Here is a 20,562-nt window from a genome sequence, read left to right on the forward strand (position 1 = left end):
TCTTTTTCGCCCCTCTATTTTAATATTTCCGCTACTCGTAGTTTTGCACTTCTCGCACGATGATTGTCTTCTAAGTCCGTCGCATCCGCTACGATGGGTTTTCTATTCACACGTTTCAATTTAGGTGTGTATGCTTCTGGAAGTACGGGTAATCCTCTTGGGACATCTGGCCCCTTTTCATATTCTTGAAACATTTGCTTACACAAACGATCTTCTAATGAATGGAACGTAATGACTGAAATACGTCCGTTTACTTTCACATGGTCAATCGCTTGTTCTAATGAATCTTCAAATGCCGCAAGTTCATCATTGACTGCAATACGGATTGCTTGAAATACGCGTTTTGCAGGGTGGCCACCTTTTCGTCGTGCTTTAGCCGGAATCCCTTCCTTGATGCACTCCACTAAATCAAAAGTGTTTTCAATCGGTTGTTGCTGTCGTCTTGCTTCAATTTTTCGTGCGATTTGTTTCGAAAATTTTTCTTCCCCATATCGAAAAAAGATCTTCACGAGTGCTTCATAAGACCACGTATTGACAACTTCGTAAGCAGAAAGAGGTTGCGTTTGGTCCATTCTCATGTCTAACTTGGCATTATGTTGGTAACTAAACCCACGTTCTGGTACATCGAGTTGAGGGCTTGAAACACCTAAGTCATATAAAATGCCATCCACTTTGTCTATGTTTAATTCAGCTAAAATATTCGCCAAATTTCTAAAGTTGTTATGTACAAACGTGACTTTATGTAAATCTTGTTGCAATTTTTCTTTAGCATGATTGATTGCTGTCATATCTTGATCAATCGCAATCAATCGACCTTCATCCGATAGTTGATTCAGAAGATATTGCGAATGTCCCGCGCCACCTAACGTGCAATCCACATAGACGCCATCTTCTTTAATATTCAGTTGGTCTACAGTTTCTTTTAATAACACGCTAATGTGATGAAACACCGCGAACCCTCCATTTTTTAAAAATCAAAGTCAATTAAGTCTTCTGCAATCTCTTCAAAGCTCTCTTCAGATTCATCATAAAAATCATTCCAAGTGTTGCGGTCCCAAATCTCAATTCGATTTGACACGCCAATCACCGTACATTCTTTGTCAAGATGTGCATACTCTCTTAATTTCGCTGGGATGTTAATTCTCCCTTGTTTATCGATTTCCACTTCAATAGCTCCTGAGAAGAACATACGCACAAATTTACGTGCATCACGTTTCGTTAAAGGTAAGGATTTCATTTTCTCCTCAATGGTTTGCCATTCTTCAAGTGTGTAACCAAATAAACATTTATCAAGGCCACGCGTGAGAATAAAACGTTCATTTAAGTCATAACGAAATTTTGATGGTACTATCATACGGCCTTTAGCATCGAGTTTATTTTCGTATTCACCCATGAACATTCTATTATCACCTCACCTTTACTATAATTTACCACATCTCACCACTATGCTCCACTAATTCTGTAAAAATCTCCAATATTTATCAATTTAGACACAAAAAGAGAGCTCCCCCTGTTTTCAGAAGAGCTCTCAAAGCATTGATATTATCATGTTTTAATGACATATTGATCAAACGTGTAACGAAGTGGAGGGAAGGTGGAGGTCGTGTACATCTCTATCCCAAATTCGTTTAATAATTGGAGTGGATTCCAAATTCGTTCTTGAAGTCCTCCCATAGGATGCAAAGTTTGCGATAATAAATGGAAATGACGCATACTGATTTCATTTTCGCGCTCGATATTTTTAAGGTAACGTGATTGCAAATATTCATATTGGTGGGTTTGAATTTGGTGATTCTTTTTCAGCAACTTACGCTGGTCTTCGGAATCTTTCAACTCCACGTGTAATCGCTCATAAAAGGCATGTTGTTGGTCGAGCATCTGTTGCATTTCTGCAAGCACCTCATCAGAAGCTTGGGCACGTATGAAACGTTGGCGCGCAGCTTTCGTCCCATTCGCAATCATATCTGCTAAATCAAGGTCATAAGTCGCTAACAATTTTTCGATTTTTGGTGTTACATAAGTGAATCGTAAACGTGGTAACACAATCGGCATTTCAATGTCCATTTCATGAAAGACTGTTTGCAATTCCGCCCAGTATTTAATTTCACTCGGTCCTCCGATAAATGCGACGGTGTTGAACAACCATTCTTCAGTGAGTGGTCGCGTGACTACATTATTAGAGAAAAGTGCCGGTTCTGCTTCAATTTTTTCTAATAATGCTGCTTGACTGAACGTAATGTCCGATTTACTTAAACGATAGACGCCCTCTTCAAACTTTAATAACTGACGTTGCCCATCTTCATGCATAAACAAGTGGACATTCGTATCCGTTTGAATCATGGGTGTTAAGCCAGCACCACTTGTACGTTGCTGTTGTAATCGAAACGCTTGGTCAATTTGCGCATGCTGTTGAATGATTTGTTTGAACAACGGTACTTCTAATTCACGTAGCGGTTCAAATTGGGCATCAATCAATAATAAACCTGATTGACTAAAGCATTCATGAACGATTTTTTTGAATAACGCTGTCCAATTGTCTGCTTGATCGATAAAATGAGCAATTTGTTGATATAATGCTTTCGAATATGATGTTTCAGGTAACGCTGCAAAATAATCAGTCAATGCTTGTTTCAATGCATCTTTATCAGGAACGTAACGCGACACATTGGATTCTGGTGGCGTCATCGTATGATATTTCACTTTTTGCAATGTTCCCATACGTTGCTGCATCACATACGTATGATTGACTTCATCAAAGTCGTGGTCCTCACCCGCAATCCAAAACACCGGAACAACAGGTGTATCATATGTAGATTCAAGTTCATTCGCCTTTACAATGATTGAAATAATTTTATGAAAAGTATAGAGTGGCCCTGTAAACAATCCTGCTTGCTGACCTCCTACAACAACTTTCGCTCCGTTTTCTAAAGCATCGAGTGCACGTTGTTGGGCTTCAGAAAGCTTTAAATCCGCCATATATTGACGCACAACTTTCGCAACTTCACGTTCTCTGCCATTATTCGGTTGTTGCATACGGCGTGCATAACTTTCCGCTTCTACTGGATCATAATCAAAAAATTGTAACAAAGTTTTGTCTTGTTGTTTTAAACGATTAATAAATTGATCCGACTCATTGACTGTAATATTTAAACAATCCATGCTCATTTCTCCTTAAACAGTATTCCATAACAGTATAAAGGTTACACACGCGCATGACAATCTAACGGCTTGCTTCAAAATTTAAAATAAATAGGCTATAATTAAATTAATAAAGACAAGGGGGTAATCACATGGCAAAAGTTGAACACCTTGACATTAACTACAAAACAGAAGAGCTTTTTGAAGACTTTCGTCAAAATTTTGGCAACAAAGATTTATATATGGTGAACGAACTACACGGTGAGATGATTGATGCGAGTTCTGAATCCCCATTTTACGGGATTTATGTTGGGGAAAAGATTGGCGCACGTATGGCCCTGTATCGCAAAGGTGAAGTAGAAGAAACGTTTTTCCCGAACTTTGAAGATTATCTCGTCGTTTGGAAACTTGAAGTCCTTAAAAAATATCAAGGTAAAGGTTACGGTTCTGCACTCGTTGAATATGCAAAATCTTTTGGCTTTCCTATTAAAGCCATTGCGAGAAATGAATCGAAAGGTTTCTTTATTAAAAATGGATTTAAAGATTTAGAAGCTAAAAACGATGATGGTCACGACATCCTCGTCTGGGAACCACAACAATAATCTTTAAAGTTGATAGCGGTGTACTATTTTGAATGTCATCTATTGTAGGAGAGGGCTGGGCATTTCATTGTGTCCCAGCCCCTAATCTTTGTATCGGAGTCGTCTGTGAAAGTGATTTTAGAAATAGCAATCTTAAAAATATAACTTTTAAGATCAGTGCTATCTTTTATCCTATACTACCTCTGAAAAATATTGGCGTGCTTTTTGGAAATCTCATCCTTGTACTTTCATCACTATCAATCAAATCATGATGAATACCTTCTTTTACATTAAAATCTCTTTCAACGCTTCAATATGCTCTATCGTATACGTCGGTTGAATCGTCGTTTGATTTTCAAGTTGTCGATGATTAAACCAACACGTATCAATTCCCGCATTGATGCCACCTTGAATATCTGAAGTGAGCGAATCCCCTACGATTAAGAAGTCCTTTTTATCATACTGAGAAAACACCTCAAAAACAGCTTCAAAAAATGCGACATTGGGCTTTTGTGCCCCTACTTGATCTGATATGAAAATATGATCCATCATCGAATGTAGATTCGTTTGCGCAATACGTCGCTTTTGCGTATCCGTTACACCGTTTGTCACAATGGCTAAAGTATATTGTGAAGAAAGGGTGTCTAACATCGGCATAACACCTGTGAGCCATTTAATTGGTGCACGTGCCAATCCATCTCGAAAGATAATATCTGCTTCTTGACGATTCACTGTCATGTCATAAGTCTCAAATGTTTCTATAAAACGATGACTCAACACTTCCGCTTTTGTAATTTCTCCACGCTGAAATGCTTCCCAATGATTTTGGTTAATTTCCTTAAAACGCTTATAGTTATGTATGCGTGATGGTACTTCATAATGACGCATTAAATGTGCATATGCTTGCACTTCAGCATCATGAAAATCTACCAAAGTATCATCAAAATCGAATAAAATCACTTTATAATTCAAATTCCACGCCTCCCGAATAATAATCAAACCTTCTCTAAGCGTATCAAATGATGTATGTCCTGTCATACGTTTCACCTGACAAACATCAGATCTGTGATAAAACTATGGAAATTTCGAATAACCATACCTTTTAATTATCACATGCAACATAAAAAAATGATACATTTCAGTGCTCACGTTCACCCTACGTGCACGAAATGTATCATCTAATCAAAAATATTTATTGTTAAGGAAAGTTGATATTTAAATTACCAAAAGTTGAAACTATGAATTAACCAAAGAAACCACTAATCACGCTAATACCGTTTGCTACAATGTCAGCAATACTTGTACCTAATGTCACCCAGTCGTGGTTAATTCCTGCCTCGATTGTATTTTTAATTGCCTCGAATAATTCTGTCATAATAGAACCCTCCATCAAGATAATTAGTATTACAAAGCGTTGAATTGTTTGCTTTGTTGATTCAACTATAACGTATTTTAAAAATATTGCCGCCCATATTTCTTAACTCATTGGTTAGCATTCCTAACCGTTTGAAACCGTCCCAATTTTTTACAGTTATGATGCCCAACTGTTTTCTAAAAATTAATAATTACATTTAAAAACCAACTAACAATTAAAATCAAGATAATTTATAAATTTAACTTAACAATAAACGTAGACACTTTGATATCAATTACATATTGGCAACGATATAATGCCTAACTGTATTTAAAAATCAACGTCAATGACAGTTAAGCATTCAAATGAACGAGTTAAGTCGTAATCCCCTTTTAACCCAAGTCATCATTTAAAATAAAAATACAAGATAAACATATAAAGGAGGTTATCCATATGATGTGGGCAGATATTATTTTAGGCATTATTAAAGTAATTAAAGGGTTAATTGATACATTCGCAAAATAATCCTATCGTTTCAAAAGGCTGAGGCATTCATTGTCCAGCCTTTTTCCATGTAGTGCGATTGATAGCACTCTTCCCAATCCCATTCGAATCAACCCATGCGCCATGTTAAATATCACTGTTCGCATTGAATGTGTCCAGATGCGGTTTCCATTCTTCAAAACACCTTACTTATCATTTTCAAATTTCATCTCTCATATGTAAAAGAAGACACACACTCATCCCTCAATGAAATGACTGGATACTTTCCATCTTCAAAACATGAAAAAAGCAATGCAAGAAAATACAATCCAAAAGCTTGTTTGATGTATTTTTGAAAAATAGTGATTTGTTTTTGGAACATATCGTGATATTATAACTTCAAAAAGAACCGAGGCGTCAAAGATGTATAGTAAAAGACAACCTATCCTGCTTTATCTTATTTTGTTTTTAAGTACAACGTTAATTGGGAGTCTTCTTCTTTACTTACCTTGGACGGGTCAGAAGCCGATTTCTTTTATCGATGCGATGTATGTCGCGACGAGTGCTTTTACAGTAACCGGACTCACGACTGTGGATATTACAGAACAGTTTAACGTTTTAGGTGATACGGTAATTATGCTTCTGATTCAAATTGGAGGTATGGGAATCGTTGCTGTGTCTTTATTGGCACTGATGATTTCGCAAAAGAAAATTTCATTTCAAAACAATCAATTATTCAAATTAGAACTAAACATTGACGAAAACATCAATGTCGTTGACTTCGCAAAATTTATTTTCATCTTCACAATTGTATTTGAAACGTTAGGCGCTATAGTACTTGCAACTGTATTCGTGCCTGAGTATGGATGGTCAGAAGGGATATTCATAAGTGTCTTTACTTCCATTTCCGCTCTAAATAATGCTGGGTTTTCTTTATTCAGTGACAATTTAATTGCATATGCGAGTGATCCCGTTGTCAATTTGATCATCGCTTTATTAATAATTGTAGGTGGTATCGGCTATATCGTGCTATTCGACCTTATCACAACACGACAATTAAAACGACTACACGTCCACACGAAGGTCACATTGTTTGTAACGTTGATCTTAATTGTTGTAGGAACGCTCGGCTTTTTAATCTTAGAACATCATCACGCATTAAAAGGAATGTCATTTCCACAACAAGTCTTAGTCTCATTTTTCCAATCTGTCAGTACGCGTACAGCAGGTTTTAACACGATAGACTTCTCACACCTCGCACCGGGCACGCTCATGTTGACGATGATTTTAATGTTTATTGGTGCTGGTCCTATTAGTGCAGCCGGTGGGATTAAAGTGACTACATTTACACTTGTACTTTTATATGTGGTGACGTCATTGAAAGGTCACCGCCACACACAACTCTTTCATCGCTCAATTGATCAAAAACAAACACAAAAAGCGGTTGCGATTACATTAACTGCGATGATGTTTAACATAATCATTATTTTTTGGTTTGCAGTAGCCCAACCGAACTTACAATTTGAGGCCATTGCTTTTGAAGTCATTTCCGCATTTGGGACAGTAGGCTTATCAACAGGAATTTCTGCAGAGTACGATACCTTTGCGAAGGTACTCATTATTATCACGATGATTGCCGGTAAAATTGGCGTCCTTACATTATTAGGTGTCCTACACAATCGTACAAGAGAAACATTTCATTATGCGAAAAGCCATTTATATTTATAAAAGCAAAAAACACGCCATCACACCTTGTAAAATGTGATGACGTGTTTTTAGTTCATCCCGATGCAAACTTGAGCATTTAACGAAATCAAAATGATAACGTCCTAACCTATACATTCACTTCCGATTACTGCGCTGATGTATCCTGGCCGTGAATCATCCAACGAATACCGTAACGATCTGTAAATACGTCCATTTTTCCACCCCAGAATTGTTCTTCTAAAGGCATTTCAACTGTAATACTTTCATGATCTTTCACGCGGTCATATAACGCTTCAATTTCTTGTGCATCCTCCGCAATATTCACATCGTAATCTAACATGAGTGAAATCGCACCGTTAATTGTCGCTGCTTTACCAAATGAATCAGACCCAAACAGTTGTGTTGATGCAATCGTAAATTCCGCATGCATCGTCGCATCCGTCGCATCTTCTTGTGAAAGACCAAAATGTCCCGCTTGTTCTTTAGTTACTGGTAGACGATTAATTTCAGTTGCTCCAAAAACTTCCTCATAATATTCTAACGCTTCTTTAGTATTTTCAAATGCAATATATGGATATAATTTTGTCATGGTCCATCTCCCTTTCATATTTAACGTACTTCACTACTATATACCTTTTAATCAAATAAAAGAAACAAAGTGACTGTTAAGCTTCGCATTTAATTAAATTTGATTCGATAAGGGAAGAAAATGTTATGCTTTTTTTATATTACGGATGACATTCTCTTCAGATGAATATTTAAAGCCTCAACATGATGTATAAATGCAATAAAACACCGTTATATCACGTTTCAATTCACGTGATATAACGGTGTTTTAATAAACTTAAACTTAGTTAGCGTCCTGGGAGGGATTCGAACCCCCGACCGATGGCTTAGAAGGCCATTGCTCTATCCAGCTGAGCTACCAGGACATTTTCAACACAAGGATAATTATAACGAATCGGACATTATAAATCAATATAAGCTTAAGAAAAAAATTAAACATTTAACACCTAATACAAAAATTTACAACAAATAGATGTGTAGAATCATCTTTTTTATTACCATAACGATTTAGAATGCTATTGTGTAATTGTTTTATAGCCGTTGCATCTCCTCATTCACACGATCATTCACTAACTTAAGTTGCGCTTCAGTACTCGCATCATTAAAAAACTGTAAGCTTAACTTTTACCATTGTTCTTTCATATTTCGCACCTCATTTAAATCTACTCTTGCAAGTTTGATGTCATTGCATGGTGTGGACGACACTTGCATCTTTTAACGCCATAAGCACGGTTTGGGCAATAAAAAAAGCCACTGCAGCACAGTCGCTTAAAAATGGGTATAAAAAGAGCACCTGGATGAATGAGTTACTGTTTCATCAGGTGCTTATTTTTGTTTATTTTGTTTTTCTTCTTGTTCTCTTTTTTCTCTTTCTTCTCTTTCTTCTGCAAACCTTTTTTCTAATTGCTCAAATATTTTTATAGCTTCTTCACGAGTTACTGGTAAATCTAGCCCTAAAGGAATCATAATATCATCTCACTTTATACTCTATTATTCCCCTATTATATAATTTTCTCAATGCTTTTTCAACATCCTTATCGTTAATAGCCTTTCCTGTATTTGTAACAATAGTCATTGTTTTTTTAGTTTCACGGTCATTAAACATAATCAAATCATAAGTTGAAAAACTCGAACCACCCGGGTGATTATGCATCAGTATTAACGACTTTCCAGGGCTATTTAACAATCTGTCAGTTGCATTGAATCCTGGTTTGAAATCCACATCATATTGTGTCCCTTTAGCTTCAGCCGGCTCTTTTTCATCTTTACCTTTAGAAACAAACGCATATTCATTACTGTCATTTTCAGTCATCTCTTTTCTTAACAACCTCTTATGCTGTTCTTGGATATAAAGACTTTCCTCTTCTGTATGACCTGGAATATTTACAAACTCCACGTTGTCTATATCTCTTTCAGTAATCCAATGCTTCTTAGGTTTATGTGCCGCTTCAACATTATTCGTATCAATTTTCCTAGCATCCCCGTCTTTCAATTGATACTTCCCTTGTCTATCTTTGAAAAACTTCTCACGCCAGTTACCAACATAAGGGACTGTCGTACTTCGACAATGGGGGTGCATTAGTGGGGCATTTACACCAGGCATCATGTCTTTGGCTTTAAACACTTGATGATCATAATGACGATAGATTTTTGATGTCTTTCATCACGTTTCGCCACAAACTCATATTCAGCGTCGTCACGCATCGTTTCTAAATAATGTATTTTCTGCGCTTCTGTTTGGACACGTGCAGCTTCGGTAATCAATAACCTTTTCGTATTAGCGACTGTCTGTTGTTGTTTCTTACGTATCCCTGGCACAAACTCATACGAATGACGTCCACATAACATCACATGACTTGCCATCCGTTCCATATCTTTTCTCAGTTCATCTTGATTGTTCAAAGCCTTTCATTAATTCGTCATATTTCGCACCTCATTTAAATCTACTCTTGCAAGTTTGATGTCATTGCATGGTGTGGACGACACTTGCATCTTTTAACGCCATAAGCACGGTTTGGGCAATAAAAAAAGCCACTGCAACACAGTCGCTTAAAAATGGGTATAAAAAGAGCACCTCAACCTTTTTATCGGCTAGGTGCTTAATCTAAAATTTCGATTGATTTAATTTGACTTTCATTAAAATCATATAAATTTATACCATTATATAAATTTATAGAATCTTCTCCACTTTCATTATCCATTTCATCGTCATAATCAGTAGCCTTACCGATGAATAGTAGACCGTCAGTCAGTTCTATTCGTACAGTTTTTCCGACATATGTCCATAGTTCCATTACTTATTCTTCTCATTTTTAGGGACAACGTGGCTACCCGTTTTTGAGTAGTGCACCTTCCCAAATTTCGTTTCTATAAACTCGCCATCAGTATATACTTTACCGACAGTTTTACCAAAATCTATAACTTCTCTGTTCAACCAAATTTCCGTTTCATCTGGTGCTCATTCAGGTTTAATTCCAAAGGCTAAATATGTGATTTCTTCGTCTGTTAATTCAAAAAAACCCTCTGGGGGCTCAATCGGTTCAAGAGGCATATCTTCGACATCGGGCGCCTTTGTTTTTTTACTCGCTTCATCTATCTCCGCCCTCATTCTATCAAGTTTTTCATAATCAAGTTCCTTTTTCATAAAATACCCTCCTTTTCATAAGGTACAACATGAGTGACTGTTTTTGAGTAGTGGACTATCCCCATTTTGTTGCTATAAATTTACTATCAATATATGCCTTACCGATAGTTTTACCCAAACTATAACTTCTCTGTTCAACCAATTTTCCGTTTCATCTGGTGCTTATTCGGGTTTAATTCCAAAGGCAACATATCTAAATTCTTCGTCTGTTAATTCATAAAAACCCTCTGGAGGCTCAATCCATGGTAAAGGAGCATCTTCCACATCAGGAAAATCTATATTATCTGTAATTTCTCTGATTTTAGCCTTCATTCTATCAAGTTTTTCATAATCAACATAAAATCCCCTCCTAACGCCTTTATTATAGCTATTTAAAATCGATTATTCTAGTTCCTTTAGATTCACTTATCATTTTGTTTAATTGTAACGTTTAAAGTTATTTTTAATAGCAAAAGTAAATTTTAACGTTATAAAAAGCATTTTATCGCTAATCTCAAGGAGGAAAAATATTTTTTAAATTTATTTGTCCCACAGATTGTCCCACGAGAAAAAGAGGTAACTATTTTCGAGTTACCTCTCCCTACATTTATTATACAAGAGAACCTCTTAACACGCCACTTTCTTTAGCAGCTTTTTCAAATGTGCTAAAACCTTTAAGAACTAACGTTATATAATCCTTTGCATCTTCTTCTTTTTTAAAAAGTCCGCTTTCGATGTACGATTCTCCTTGTTGATCCGTTTCGAGCCATTTCTCTTCTAAATCATCAATATTATCTTTTTCTATCATATCGTCGAACGGAACTTCTTCTGTTCTGTGGATTTCCACTTCGAAATACGTATTGCCATTTTCGTGTTTAACTTCATTGAGCAAGGCGTACTCAATATTAAATTGAGCTTGGCCATTGTCCTCAATGTCAATAAAATATTGAGAAATGTTTTCCATTGAAAGTATGTATGATGTTATCGGTTCCGACGAGGAGTTGCCAACAGATAAAGCAATGCTTAATGTGTATAAAAAGCTATTCCAGGACGTTGCTTTGAGGAACGGTATAGCACTTGAATTGTTCAATGAATATAAAAAAGGCTAACCACTTTAACAGTTAGCCACACACTATAACTGAGTAAATTATAGCGTAGATCGTTTATATACATTATAACATAAAAAAAGAGGGTAACCATTACGGCTACCCTTTAATCATGTCGTGGATATACATAGTATATCATATTTTATTTAATAGTGCCCCATAACTCGCCGACTTTGCCAGTTTTAGCGTCCCACGTGCGCACTGGCATATATACTGTTTCGCCTTCGAATGTTTCCCACGATACCCAAACGTGACCATCAAATTTTTGAACTTCATCATATTTAATCGTTTGACCTTTTTGTAATACGCCGGCTTTTGGGTGTCCAGTCCAAGGACCGTTGTAGCGAGTAATGATTCCCTCGTCTGCCGTTACTGTAAATGAAGCATGCTCAGCTTTGTACCAAATTCCGTCTTTATTTTGTTTCCAGTCAGTTGCTTTTACAGTTTGTTTTGCTTCTTGCTTTTTAACTTCTTGCTTAACATCAGATTGTTTGATAGTTGCTGCTTTGCTAACTTCTAACTTTCCACCGTCATAATAATGTTTGATGCGCTTGATAAAGTAATCTTTCAGTTTGTTTTGGTTTGCAGTTGTGTATGGTGCACCTTTACCTACATGTAATTCCCATGAACGATGTGGACAAGAAGTACCGAAATACTGATTATGCAAATTAACCGTGTTTCTGTTTACCGGCAAGCTGTATGACTTCATCACGTCGGCAGCTACTTTCAATGTTGCTTCTTCGTTTTCTAAGAATAATTCGTCCGAGATTCTACCAGGATATGATTCGCAAACCTCAAAACCAATCAAATTAGCATTTGCCCATTGATTACCACAATGCCACTCGATATAATCAGTCGGGTGATACCATAATACCTCATTACGATTTGCGTACACACTCGCCCAACCATTCACATGTGTACCGTTATTTTCTCGAGCGTATAACCAAGGCAGATATTGACTAGGTGTCATACTTCCGTAGTCGTTATGAATAACAACGCCTTGAATACTAGGTTTCGGTGCTGTTATTTTATTACCTTTAATATGATTTGAATAAGTGTGTTTCAATTCTTTCACGCTCCCATTTTTAGATTTATCTTGTTTTACATTCAATTTACTAATGTCGTACTTTTCCATAGCCAAACCACTGCATACTTGTGATTTTTCATCATTCTTTGCGTCTTTAGGTCGTAGTTGTAAATGTAAATGCGCACTCATAGGATTGTCGTAATAGTTGCTATTACCTTGCAAACCGATAATGTCACCTTGATTGACTTTGTCGCCTACAACAAATCGCATTGAACCACGTTGCAAATGTCCATAGATCCATTCGTTACCATTAGCGTCTTGAATAACAAATGTACCGCCAAAATTACCGTAGTCATTCGCTTCAATAACTGTACCGCTTGTTACAGCAGGCACGTCGTCAGTTTCGTTACTATATACGTCAAAAGCTCTATGATAACCACCGCAAAACTTATCATAGTTAATGCCATTTTCGATGTAATTTCGGTATCCATAATTTTTAGGATAGCCATCGTATTTGCGTGGGTCTGACGATATTTTCCAACCTCTTTTAGTTAAATAGTCAATAGCCGTTAACATATTATTTCAGCCCTTTCTCTTTTAAATACTCCTCTTGTTCACGTGCTGATTTTTTAACAATGAACGTGTTTTTCCACACGCCATACGCTACTAACACTAGTGGCACGCCAGTGTTTAACACATTAATCCATGCGTCCACTGCTTGCGGATTAATCCATTCCGCACTGATTCCACTAGCTTGTAACGCTAGATATAAAGCACCTACAAAACCACCGATTAAAGCGATAAATTGTTTGATTTTATCTTCCATATTTATTCCTCCTTAAAATAAAAAGCCGACACGTCAGTGCCGACCTTAAAAAAAGTAATGCGCTAAGCCTAAAGCTGCCATGATAACGCCAAAAATTCCAGTAATGATCGTCGTTGTAATTTGTACATTTCCTTTTTGCTTTTCTGAAATGTCGTTAGAAATATCTTCTAACTTTTCGTCATGTGTTTGCACTTTAAATCTAATCTCTGTAAAGTCATTACCAAATTTCAGCATGGTTTCATTTAATGTTTCAAGATGCTTTTCTGAACGCTCTTGTGATTCAAAAGCACGCTCTTGTAATAAAACTTGTCTATCCACAGTTTTTTCTAATTTATTTAGTGCTTCTGTGTGTTTGCGATCGTTCTCGTTAATTTTTTCGTAAATCTTTCCACGAGATTTTTCCCACTCGTGACGCAATACAAATTTATTTTCGTCGTTCATAAATTGCTGCACCCCCGAGGAAACCAATCGCACCACACACAACAGTTAATACGGCAAATTGCGCCCATGTCAGCCAATTAATTGCATTGAATATGCTTGCACTCGTCATTAAAAAATACATGATAGCTGTTGAAAAACCACCAAATAGCAACAAGTAATTACAAACGTTGTTATATGGTTGTTTAGGCAAAAAGAATACTGACAACATCAAAATAAGAGACGCAATCATTAACAACACGCCCCACAGCCAAATCGGCATCACTTCATTTAATTTTGTATAAAACTCGGAATCATTGATTACTTCGTTTTGTTCATATGACCAAAAAAGCGCCCTTACGAATGTAAAAGCGCCCAAGCCAAAGATTAAAACAAATGCAATCGTTTCACTAAAAGTTTGCTTTTTCAAATAACGATACCTCCTCTATCTCTATTTATTAGAGGTTTATTCTGTTTCTTCTCTCGATGACGGTTCCTCTGCTGATTTATACGCTGTACCATCTTGATTATATTTTGTACGCGCTACCTCTTGTTTAACGTAATATGTTTTTGTACCATTGTTAAAAATTTCAGCGAGCATGTTTTGCATTGCACACACTTTTTTTGCTTGCTCCTCATCTTTAAATTTGTACGCATTTGCAGGTGACGCACCTTTAATAAAACTATTTGAATAGTTTTGCATTAATGCACTTTCTTCACCATTTTTGTTAACCTCAACTAAGTAAAATTCTGTAAATTGTTCCATTATAAATTCCTCCTAAATAATTTTATATATAATAAAAACGCCTAACTATTCGTCAGACGCTTCATTATCGTTATTTTGTTCTTGAATGATTGCTTTTAACATTGCATTCTCTTGTGTAAGCCTTGCGACCTCTTGCGTTAGATAATCAATTGTTAATTGTGGATTAGCTTGTAGTTTGTTCATTTAATTGTTCCTCCAAAATTCTATATATATTTTCTATCTTGAATTCTAATCGGTCATTACGTTCCATTTGCTCTTGTAATGCTTTGCCAATTGTGGATATAAATTCATATAAATCAATAGAATCACCGTCCCTACTGATAAATTTAGGCATTTCTCTCTCGATTATAATACCGTGACTTTTTTGTTTATTTCCTTTTTTTAAATCAGATTTGTAGTTGTATTCATAAAACACTGTATCTTCAAGTAACTTACTAGCGTTTATATCCCACGGTTCAATATTAGTCTTGTATTTTTCAGAAGAATTCGAAGCTGTTTTACCATAAAACGTATCAGCTCTAACACTTTTATATCTAGTGTTACCACCGTTATAACCGTTATTGTCAGTAACTCGCATCTCATTACTTCCGCCACCAACACCATAGTAAGCATTTCCACCACTGTGCGATGCCATTACAACACTATTTGTTGTATTAACTGCTCCAACTTTAATTTGATTAAACGCTTTCGAATCGCTCCATTGTCGTATTTCTAACATGCCGATTGTTCTAATATAACCTCTTATTTCTGCAGCTCTTACAGAAATATCACCCGTTCCAATATCTCCGTTAGGATTAGTAACATATAAGATATTGTCAGTTCGCGACTTACTAAAGCGAATACCAGAACCGTGTACGCCGTTTGGATCAGTTAAGTTTCCAAATAAAATACAACCGTCGGTATCACTGCTAGAATCAGCGTCTTTCACATAAAACTGAAATTCATTTAAACCTGCACGCGATTGTTTAAACGGTCTTACATAAACTGAATAATTATTGCTTTCAATATTAGTTGTTAATGATGATTCAATAACAATACTATTATTATCTGAGCGTAAAGCAACGACACCACTCACACTATTCAAAGTAACACCTCTAGCATTTTTGCTATATGTGTTATCAAAAAATTGCAGTGTCCCCGAAGACTCATTAGGACCTCCATCAACGTATGTCGAAATTCCAAAGTCCGAATAATAAAGCGAACGATTACGTGTATTATTTCTAAAACGAAGTAAACCGTCTTTTATCCTCGTGTAAACAAAGTCTTTTTGTGTATCTCCTCTGAAAGTTCGTGTATATTCACCACTTAATTCAATTTGGTCATTTCTAATATCGACGTACGAAACATCATTACCACCGTGTATGCCAATTTTATTTACGTTAATATCTAGCCCTTCGCGAGATAGATTCAATTTATTAATAATGTTAGTTTCATCAGCCTTTTTAGAAACGTCATTGACCAACACATTAAAATCTTTGTTGACTGTAATATCAACTCTATCACCTTTTAACTTAATCCCCTCAGGACCAACCGTGTGCGACTGTATAGAACCATTTTCGTCATATGTCATCGTTAATCCGGTTGTCGTGTTTAAAGTTAAATCAGCAATCACACGTGACAATATCTTTTTACTAGCGTTAAGTTCTTCTTGCGTTGCGCTTAACGCAATATCTTTACCATTTTGCGTTAAGCGTGTTTCATGCATATCTAGTGTTTGATTTACATCATCAATACCTTTGTTATACTCACTTAAAGTCACTCTATCAGTAATCTCATTACTTAACTGTTGTCGATGTGTTTCAGCGTTGTCTAAGCGTTCTACCACACCTTGTAAATTAGATGTGTACTCGGATTGACTCACTTTACTATCAATCGAATCAGACATAATTTGCAGTTGTGCTTTTTGCTCATTCACTTCATTTTTCAACGGCTTTAATTGCTCGTCTAGCGTGCGTTGTACGTCTGTTTTAGTGGCAGTTAATAACAAACTGTCTTGTAACACTTTGATGCTGTTTTCGGCGTTTGTCGTGCGTATTTTGATAGGTTCTAATCTGTCGTTAATCGATTCGGTGTAAGGTGTTGCTTTAGTTCCTAGTTCGAGTTTAAAGTTTGTTATCTCCACTAAGTTTGAGCTTATTGGATATTTAAGCGTACCGTCGTCCGTGTAAAAACCGGCATAAGCAACAAATCTATGATCTGTAATCTCAGGAGCTACAAATGTGCGAGTATACTTAATTTTATTTCCTACTTTTCTTTCAACGTCTTGATAAGAAAAAATTCTATCTTTAGCTATTGCATTACTATAAAAAATAATTCCGTGTTTTTTAGTATAAGGAACTTCTTTTTCAGATAGTCCTATAATTTCCATTTCATACGAATACGTGTATGTTTCACCAGGAATTAATATAGTTTTTAGATAATCAGCAGTATATAAATTTGTAGCATAATATCTTCCTTGGAAAGATTTTGTTGAAACAATGTCTTTGTTTATTGAAGTAGGACGACTTGAATTGTATGAATCAAGCAAATTCACACCGTCGCCCAAACCATCGATTTTCTCATTAACACTATGAACTGACAATGTGATTTCGTCTTTTAATTGCAATAGCTTAGCGTCAACTTGATTATTCAAAATCTGATTTGCACCATTAATTTGGTCTGTCAAATTTTGTTGTAATGCAATTTCAATCTCGTTTATTCTTTCTTCATTTGGAATATTGCCTGTCAGTTGCCCAGTTTCAGCATTCCAATTTCCGTCAGGCAAGGCGGCTGCGATTTTCTCCATTGCCTCATTATATTTTTCATCAGTGTATTGTGATTGCAATAACTTAAATCGTTCATCAATCGCAATTTTTGCGTTTTCGACGGTGTTATATAACGCTTGCATTTTCTCGCGATATTTTAAGAATAACGCTTGTGTATCGATAAGTTTTCCAATCGTTGCCGTTTCACTTGTCATACTTTCAAGATTTTGCTTGATCTCGTTAAACACGCCGATAGTTTCATCTAAATCACTGTTAACTTCTGCTTTAATATCAGTATCAACAAGGTATTCAGATTCTAAAACGTCAGACACTTCATGTATCAATCTACTATGTTGAATCGTTAAGTTTACGAATATATTACTTAACTCGCTATATAACGCTTGTTCACGTGTTATAGCGCCCACATCATTTGCATTTTCAGCTGATGACTTAATCCATTCACCGTTCCAATAACGACGCAATACAGCTACTTTAGGATTACTAGTGTCTAACCACAGCAAATCATTGACTGGATTGTCCGGTGGCGTATCACCTTTTAAAATCTTAGGTTCAAAATATTGTAATTCGCCCTCTAGCGACTCTCTAACAATTGTATTAACATTTGATAAACCGTCGTTTAACGTTTGCCGAATTGCGTCTAATTTCCTATCAAATGAGCTTCTCAAATCACTTTCTTTAAACTCTTTATATTCGCCGAAAGTGTACGTCGCGTCCTCACTAATCAAGTCATATTCTTCTGAAATGACCTCAGCTTCAACATATAAAGGTGGCGTGAACTCACGGTCTTTAATTCGTACCTTATCACCTAAATTAACGATTTCATGCTTAAATTCTTTTTCAATGTCAATTGCGGTCACTTCATATGTGATGACTTCTGACTTACGTTTGTTCAATTCTGTTGTACCTAGAGTTCGCAAACGTGCTTCTGTCATATTTTGGTCTTCTGTTTCAGGTTCGTAAACAGCCCAATTATAACGACCAGGCAAGCCGTATTTCGCTTGTGCTTCATCATCTTTTACGACTAATTCTAAACGTTTTTTACCTTCTTCGGGTTCAGGACCTACACATAATAATGCGGTTTTAATTTCTGAAAAGTCGACAGTCCTTTTTAAACCTATTAAGTCTTTACCGTATTCGATTTCTTTACCTTTAAAAAGTGGATTACGTTTACGCAGCACGACAAAACGTTTATCCACACGATTCGAACCAACCTCTATATAAAAATCAGCCATCATGTCATATGTCGTACACAGTTGAAGCAACACATCATATCGTGTGTTATAAGATGTCCACGAAGTCGTTCGTAAACCACCAAATTCAGTAGCGTCAGAAACTTCCCAACCTGTGTCTTTCAGTACGTCAGACAACGCTTGTTTAGTCGTCATTTTTTCTAATTTGCCTGGCGCGTAAGGACGCGCTTTTGTTATATCTTCAAGGTACGACGCGACCGTCTCAACTTCTGTATATCCGTCAATATCTGCGGAAATTCTATCGATGATAAATTCACGATACTGACCGTTTTTATCTTGAATGATGATGCGATTGCGCTCATGCATATGCGTTGTACGTTCAGATAAAATCGTGAAGTCGAATGTTTCCATGCGCTCATTTATATCACGCTTGTGTGTTGCTTGAATCACCGCATTATCTGATTGTGATATAAAATCAACGATTTCACCCTTAAAATTCATTACATGGATCAATGTATAACCTCCTTTCTACAAGTATCTGTCTTGCCACTTCACCGTTGTATCAAATATGCCAGGCGGATTAATAACGAGTTCTGTATGTCCTTTGTCAACGTTGAAATAGTTACTACCAAACGTTTTTTCTGATAGATAAGATTCCTCATTTACAAGTACATTTTTTGTGGCCATATCAATTGTTATTAAGTCGCCTTTTTTGATAATCATATCGCGCGCATTAGTTGGTCGCGGTAACAACTCACGTGTGTAAGTACCGAAGATGTACAGCGGCATAACATTGTTATTACCGTTTTTAGCACTATACAATGACAGTGACGCGACTGGACGTTGATAGAAGTTACCGCCATCAACAAATTGTCTTTCATGCTCGTCAAAAGATTGCTTTCGCAACGGATACGGAAACTCTTTGTACTTCCAACTTTTGACAGTAAAAACATTGTCTTTACGTGTTAATCTGATATACACAACAAAGCTATCAAGTTTATATAAACTTGGATTATTTTTGTATTTATATATCGTTTGTTGATTGCCTGATTGGTCAAATAAAGTAACAATAATCGTGCCTATTGCTTGTTTGGCGTTCGGATTAGTATAACCAATAGAAGCGATAACACGATTGTCTGAATCGTAAATATATTGAGCAAATCGAACGGCACCTTTATTTTTTTGATTAATTCCGAATTTAACTGTTGTCGTAAAATCTTGTGCTTGCTTGCTGAACGAACGTTTATACATTGCACCATTCCAACCGTTGCCATTAACAGAATCAGCATTAAGGTAAAAACTTTGTTTTGAACTGGATTGTGTAAAGCTACCACCAACTGCACCGCCAGTTTGATTGTCAGTAAAATCGATAGTAGTTTGCTTGCTCCAGCCAACAAATGAACGTGCCTCATCTTCTAAAATCAAAGGCGAATAATCTTTTAACGGCTTATCTAAGTCGTCGTCGCCAATCATAAAATAATCCTCATCACCTTTTGAAATCATGTAGTAGTTTGAGTTCTGTAATGCTCTAGCTTCCACAATAACCGGTGTGTCTGCCGTTCCTGCATTAACTACAGAAACCGCATCGCTGATTGCCGTGTTTTGATTTCCGTTCACAGCATATTTGTATGGGTCTAAACAAACAAAATTTGCTTTTACTTTTGCAAATGTTACAAAATAACTCGGATCTAATCCCCCAGTAGTCATTGCATAATAGATTTTATCTGGCTCTCTATCAAATATTAAAGGTACTGGTTCGTTTGTTGTTAGCCAACTAACAACTTCGTCCACAATATCTTCAAGCGTTCTTCCTGTACCGTAAGCATCGATTAATAAATTAACTTCGATTGTTCTAACGCTTTCTTTAATATGAGAAAGGACGCCACCAGGGCGCCCTAAAACTTCGTTATATTGAACATCTCTATCAATACCATAAAAAGTTTGATAATCCATATAATCGCAATGTGGATTAGTTTTACCGTTAAATCTAAAATTCATAGATTACATTCACC

23 protein-coding genes, 1 tRNA gene and 1 pseudogene are annotated in these 20,562 nt (G+C 36.3%); 3 read left to right on the plus strand and 22 right to left on the minus strand.

What is annotated here, in order from left to right:
• Positions 1 to 14: 14 nt before the first annotated feature.
• The 3 genes from rsmH to bshC all read right to left on the minus strand — a co-directional run bounded on the left by rsmH (position 15) and on the right by bshC (position 3,159).
• Positions 15 to 950: a 16S rRNA (cytosine(1402)-N(4))-methyltransferase RsmH gene (gene rsmH / locus CD138_RS06725; protein WP_019169117.1), complete on the minus strand. Its 936-nt coding sequence runs from the start codon at positions 948 to 950 to the stop codon at positions 15 to 17.
• Positions 951 to 967: 17 nt separating this feature from the next.
• Entirely contained in the window at positions 968 to 1,399 is a 432-nt protein-coding gene (mraZ, locus tag CD138_RS06730) for a division/cell wall cluster transcriptional repressor MraZ (RefSeq protein ID WP_014614186.1), read from the minus strand.
• Between the two features lie 146 nt (positions 1,400 to 1,545).
• Positions 1,546 to 3,159 (minus strand): bacillithiol biosynthesis cysteine-adding enzyme BshC, encoded by a 1,614-nt coding sequence (gene bshC, locus CD138_RS06735; protein WP_019169118.1) that lies wholly within the window; start codon positions 3,157 to 3,159, stop codon positions 1,546 to 1,548.
• A 131-nt stretch (positions 3,160 to 3,290) separates the two neighbouring features.
• Here bshC and CD138_RS06740 point away from each other — a divergent pair, with 131 nt between their 5' ends.
• On the plus strand, positions 3,291 to 3,740 hold the full coding sequence (locus CD138_RS06740) for an N-acetyltransferase (RefSeq protein ID WP_019169119.1): 450 nt from the start codon (positions 3,291 to 3,293) through the stop codon (positions 3,738 to 3,740).
• Between the two features lie 264 nt (positions 3,741 to 4,004).
• Here the strand turns inward: CD138_RS06740 and CD138_RS06745 are convergent, their stop codons facing one another.
• Both CD138_RS06745 and CD138_RS06750 read right to left on the minus strand, forming a co-directional pair.
• On the minus strand, positions 4,005 to 4,691 hold the full coding sequence (locus CD138_RS06745; protein ID WP_026066900.1) for a YjjG family noncanonical pyrimidine nucleotidase: 687 nt from the start codon (positions 4,689 to 4,691) through the stop codon (positions 4,005 to 4,007).
• A 271-nt stretch (positions 4,692 to 4,962) separates the two neighbouring features.
• Positions 4,963 to 5,094 carry a beta-class phenol-soluble modulin gene (locus CD138_RS06750; protein WP_019169121.1) on the minus strand — a complete coding sequence of 44 codons (132 nt, stop codon included), beginning with the start codon at positions 5,092 to 5,094 and terminating at the stop codon, positions 4,963 to 4,965.
• A 435-nt stretch (positions 5,095 to 5,529) separates the two neighbouring features.
• Here CD138_RS06750 and CD138_RS14800 point away from each other — a divergent pair, with 435 nt between their 5' ends.
• A complete protein-coding gene (locus tag CD138_RS14800; protein ID WP_373364644.1) occupies positions 5,530 to 5,598 on the plus strand; it encodes an alpha-1/alpha-2 family phenol-soluble modulin in 69 nt (22 codons plus the stop codon).
• A gap of 381 nt (positions 5,599 to 5,979) precedes the next feature.
• Complete coding sequence (locus tag CD138_RS06760) at positions 5,980 to 7,284, plus strand: TrkH family potassium uptake protein (protein WP_019169122.1); 1,305 nt, start codon at positions 5,980 to 5,982, stop codon at positions 7,282 to 7,284.
• A gap of 124 nt (positions 7,285 to 7,408) precedes the next feature.
• Here the strand turns inward: CD138_RS06760 and CD138_RS06765 are convergent, their stop codons facing one another.
• The 17 genes and pseudogenes from CD138_RS06765 to CD138_RS06835 all read right to left on the minus strand — a co-directional run bounded on the left by CD138_RS06765 (position 7,409) and on the right by CD138_RS06835 (position 20,548).
• A complete protein-coding gene (locus tag CD138_RS06765) occupies positions 7,409 to 7,852 on the minus strand; it encodes a VOC family protein (protein ID WP_026066901.1) in 444 nt (147 codons plus the stop codon).
• Positions 7,853 to 8,121: 269 nt separating this feature from the next.
• Positions 8,122 to 8,195, minus strand: a tRNA-Arg gene (locus tag CD138_RS06770).
• Positions 8,196 to 8,655: 460 nt separating this feature from the next.
• Entirely contained in the window at positions 8,656 to 8,796 is a 141-nt protein-coding gene (locus CD138_RS14165; RefSeq protein WP_019167924.1) for a hypothetical protein, read from the minus strand.
• Positions 8,797 to 8,800: 4 nt separating this feature from the next.
• Positions 8,801 to 9,729: pseudogene (locus tag CD138_RS14640) on the minus strand (minor capsid protein); the annotation flags it as partial.
• Positions 9,730 to 9,929: 200 nt separating this feature from the next.
• The gene (locus CD138_RS06785) at positions 9,930 to 10,124 is read right to left on the minus strand and encodes an LSM domain protein (RefSeq protein ID WP_019168044.1); all 195 of its coding nucleotides are present in this window, start codon (positions 10,122 to 10,124) and stop codon (positions 9,930 to 9,932) included.
• Positions 10,124 to 10,270, minus strand: a complete 147-nt coding sequence (locus CD138_RS06790; RefSeq protein ID WP_081583080.1) for a polymorphic toxin type 50 domain-containing protein — start codon at positions 10,268 to 10,270, stop codon at positions 10,124 to 10,126. Before CD138_RS06790 ends, CD138_RS06785 begins: the two co-directional genes overlap by 1 nt.
• Positions 10,271 to 10,288: 18 nt before the next feature.
• Positions 10,289 to 10,474, minus strand: coding sequence for a hypothetical protein (locus CD138_RS06795; protein WP_096559672.1), 186 nt, complete (start codon positions 10,472 to 10,474; stop codon positions 10,289 to 10,291).
• A gap of 162 nt (positions 10,475 to 10,636) precedes the next feature.
• Positions 10,637 to 10,786: a hypothetical protein gene (locus tag CD138_RS14175; protein ID WP_019168061.1), complete on the minus strand. Its 150-nt coding sequence runs from the start codon at positions 10,784 to 10,786 to the stop codon at positions 10,637 to 10,639.
• Between the two features lie 277 nt (positions 10,787 to 11,063).
• Entirely contained in the window at positions 11,064 to 11,417 is a 354-nt protein-coding gene (locus tag CD138_RS06800) for a hypothetical protein (protein ID WP_019168062.1), read from the minus strand.
• Between the two features lie 284 nt (positions 11,418 to 11,701).
• Positions 11,702 to 13,162 (minus strand): SH3 domain-containing protein, encoded by a 1,461-nt coding sequence (locus CD138_RS06805; protein ID WP_019168063.1) that lies wholly within the window; start codon positions 13,160 to 13,162, stop codon positions 11,702 to 11,704.
• Position 13,163: 1 nt separating this feature from the next.
• Positions 13,164 to 13,412: a phage holin gene (locus CD138_RS06810; protein WP_019168064.1), complete on the minus strand. Its 249-nt coding sequence runs from the start codon at positions 13,410 to 13,412 to the stop codon at positions 13,164 to 13,166.
• 45 nt (positions 13,413 to 13,457) lie between these two features.
• A complete protein-coding gene (locus CD138_RS06815) occupies positions 13,458 to 13,853 on the minus strand; it encodes a hypothetical protein (protein ID WP_019168065.1) in 396 nt (131 codons plus the stop codon).
• A complete protein-coding gene (locus CD138_RS06820; protein ID WP_019168066.1) occupies positions 13,837 to 14,259 on the minus strand; it encodes a hypothetical protein in 423 nt (140 codons plus the stop codon). Before CD138_RS06820 ends, CD138_RS06815 begins: the two co-directional genes overlap by 17 nt.
• A 36-nt stretch (positions 14,260 to 14,295) precedes the next feature.
• Positions 14,296 to 14,595 carry a hypothetical protein gene (locus CD138_RS06825; protein WP_019168067.1) on the minus strand — a complete coding sequence of 100 codons (300 nt, stop codon included), beginning with the start codon at positions 14,593 to 14,595 and terminating at the stop codon, positions 14,296 to 14,298.
• A gap of 45 nt (positions 14,596 to 14,640) precedes the next feature.
• A complete protein-coding gene (locus tag CD138_RS14180; protein ID WP_019168068.1) occupies positions 14,641 to 14,778 on the minus strand; it encodes a hypothetical protein in 138 nt (45 codons plus the stop codon).
• On the minus strand, positions 14,759 to 19,063 hold the full coding sequence (locus CD138_RS14855; RefSeq protein ID WP_103265973.1) for a phage tail spike protein: 4,305 nt from the start codon (positions 19,061 to 19,063) through the stop codon (positions 14,759 to 14,761). The genes CD138_RS14180 and CD138_RS14855 overlap by 20 nt, the downstream gene beginning before the upstream one ends.
• 15 nt (positions 19,064 to 19,078) lie before the next feature.
• On the minus strand, positions 19,079 to 20,548 hold the full coding sequence (locus tag CD138_RS06835) for a distal tail protein Dit (protein WP_019168070.1): 1,470 nt from the start codon (positions 20,546 to 20,548) through the stop codon (positions 19,079 to 19,081).
• Between the last annotated feature and the right edge of the window lie 14 nt (positions 20,549 to 20,562).

The sequence above is a fragment of the Staphylococcus intermedius NCTC 11048 genome, from assembly GCF_002902385.1.
In the GTDB taxonomy this organism is placed as follows: Bacteria; Bacillota; Bacilli; order Staphylococcales; family Staphylococcaceae; genus Staphylococcus; species Staphylococcus intermedius.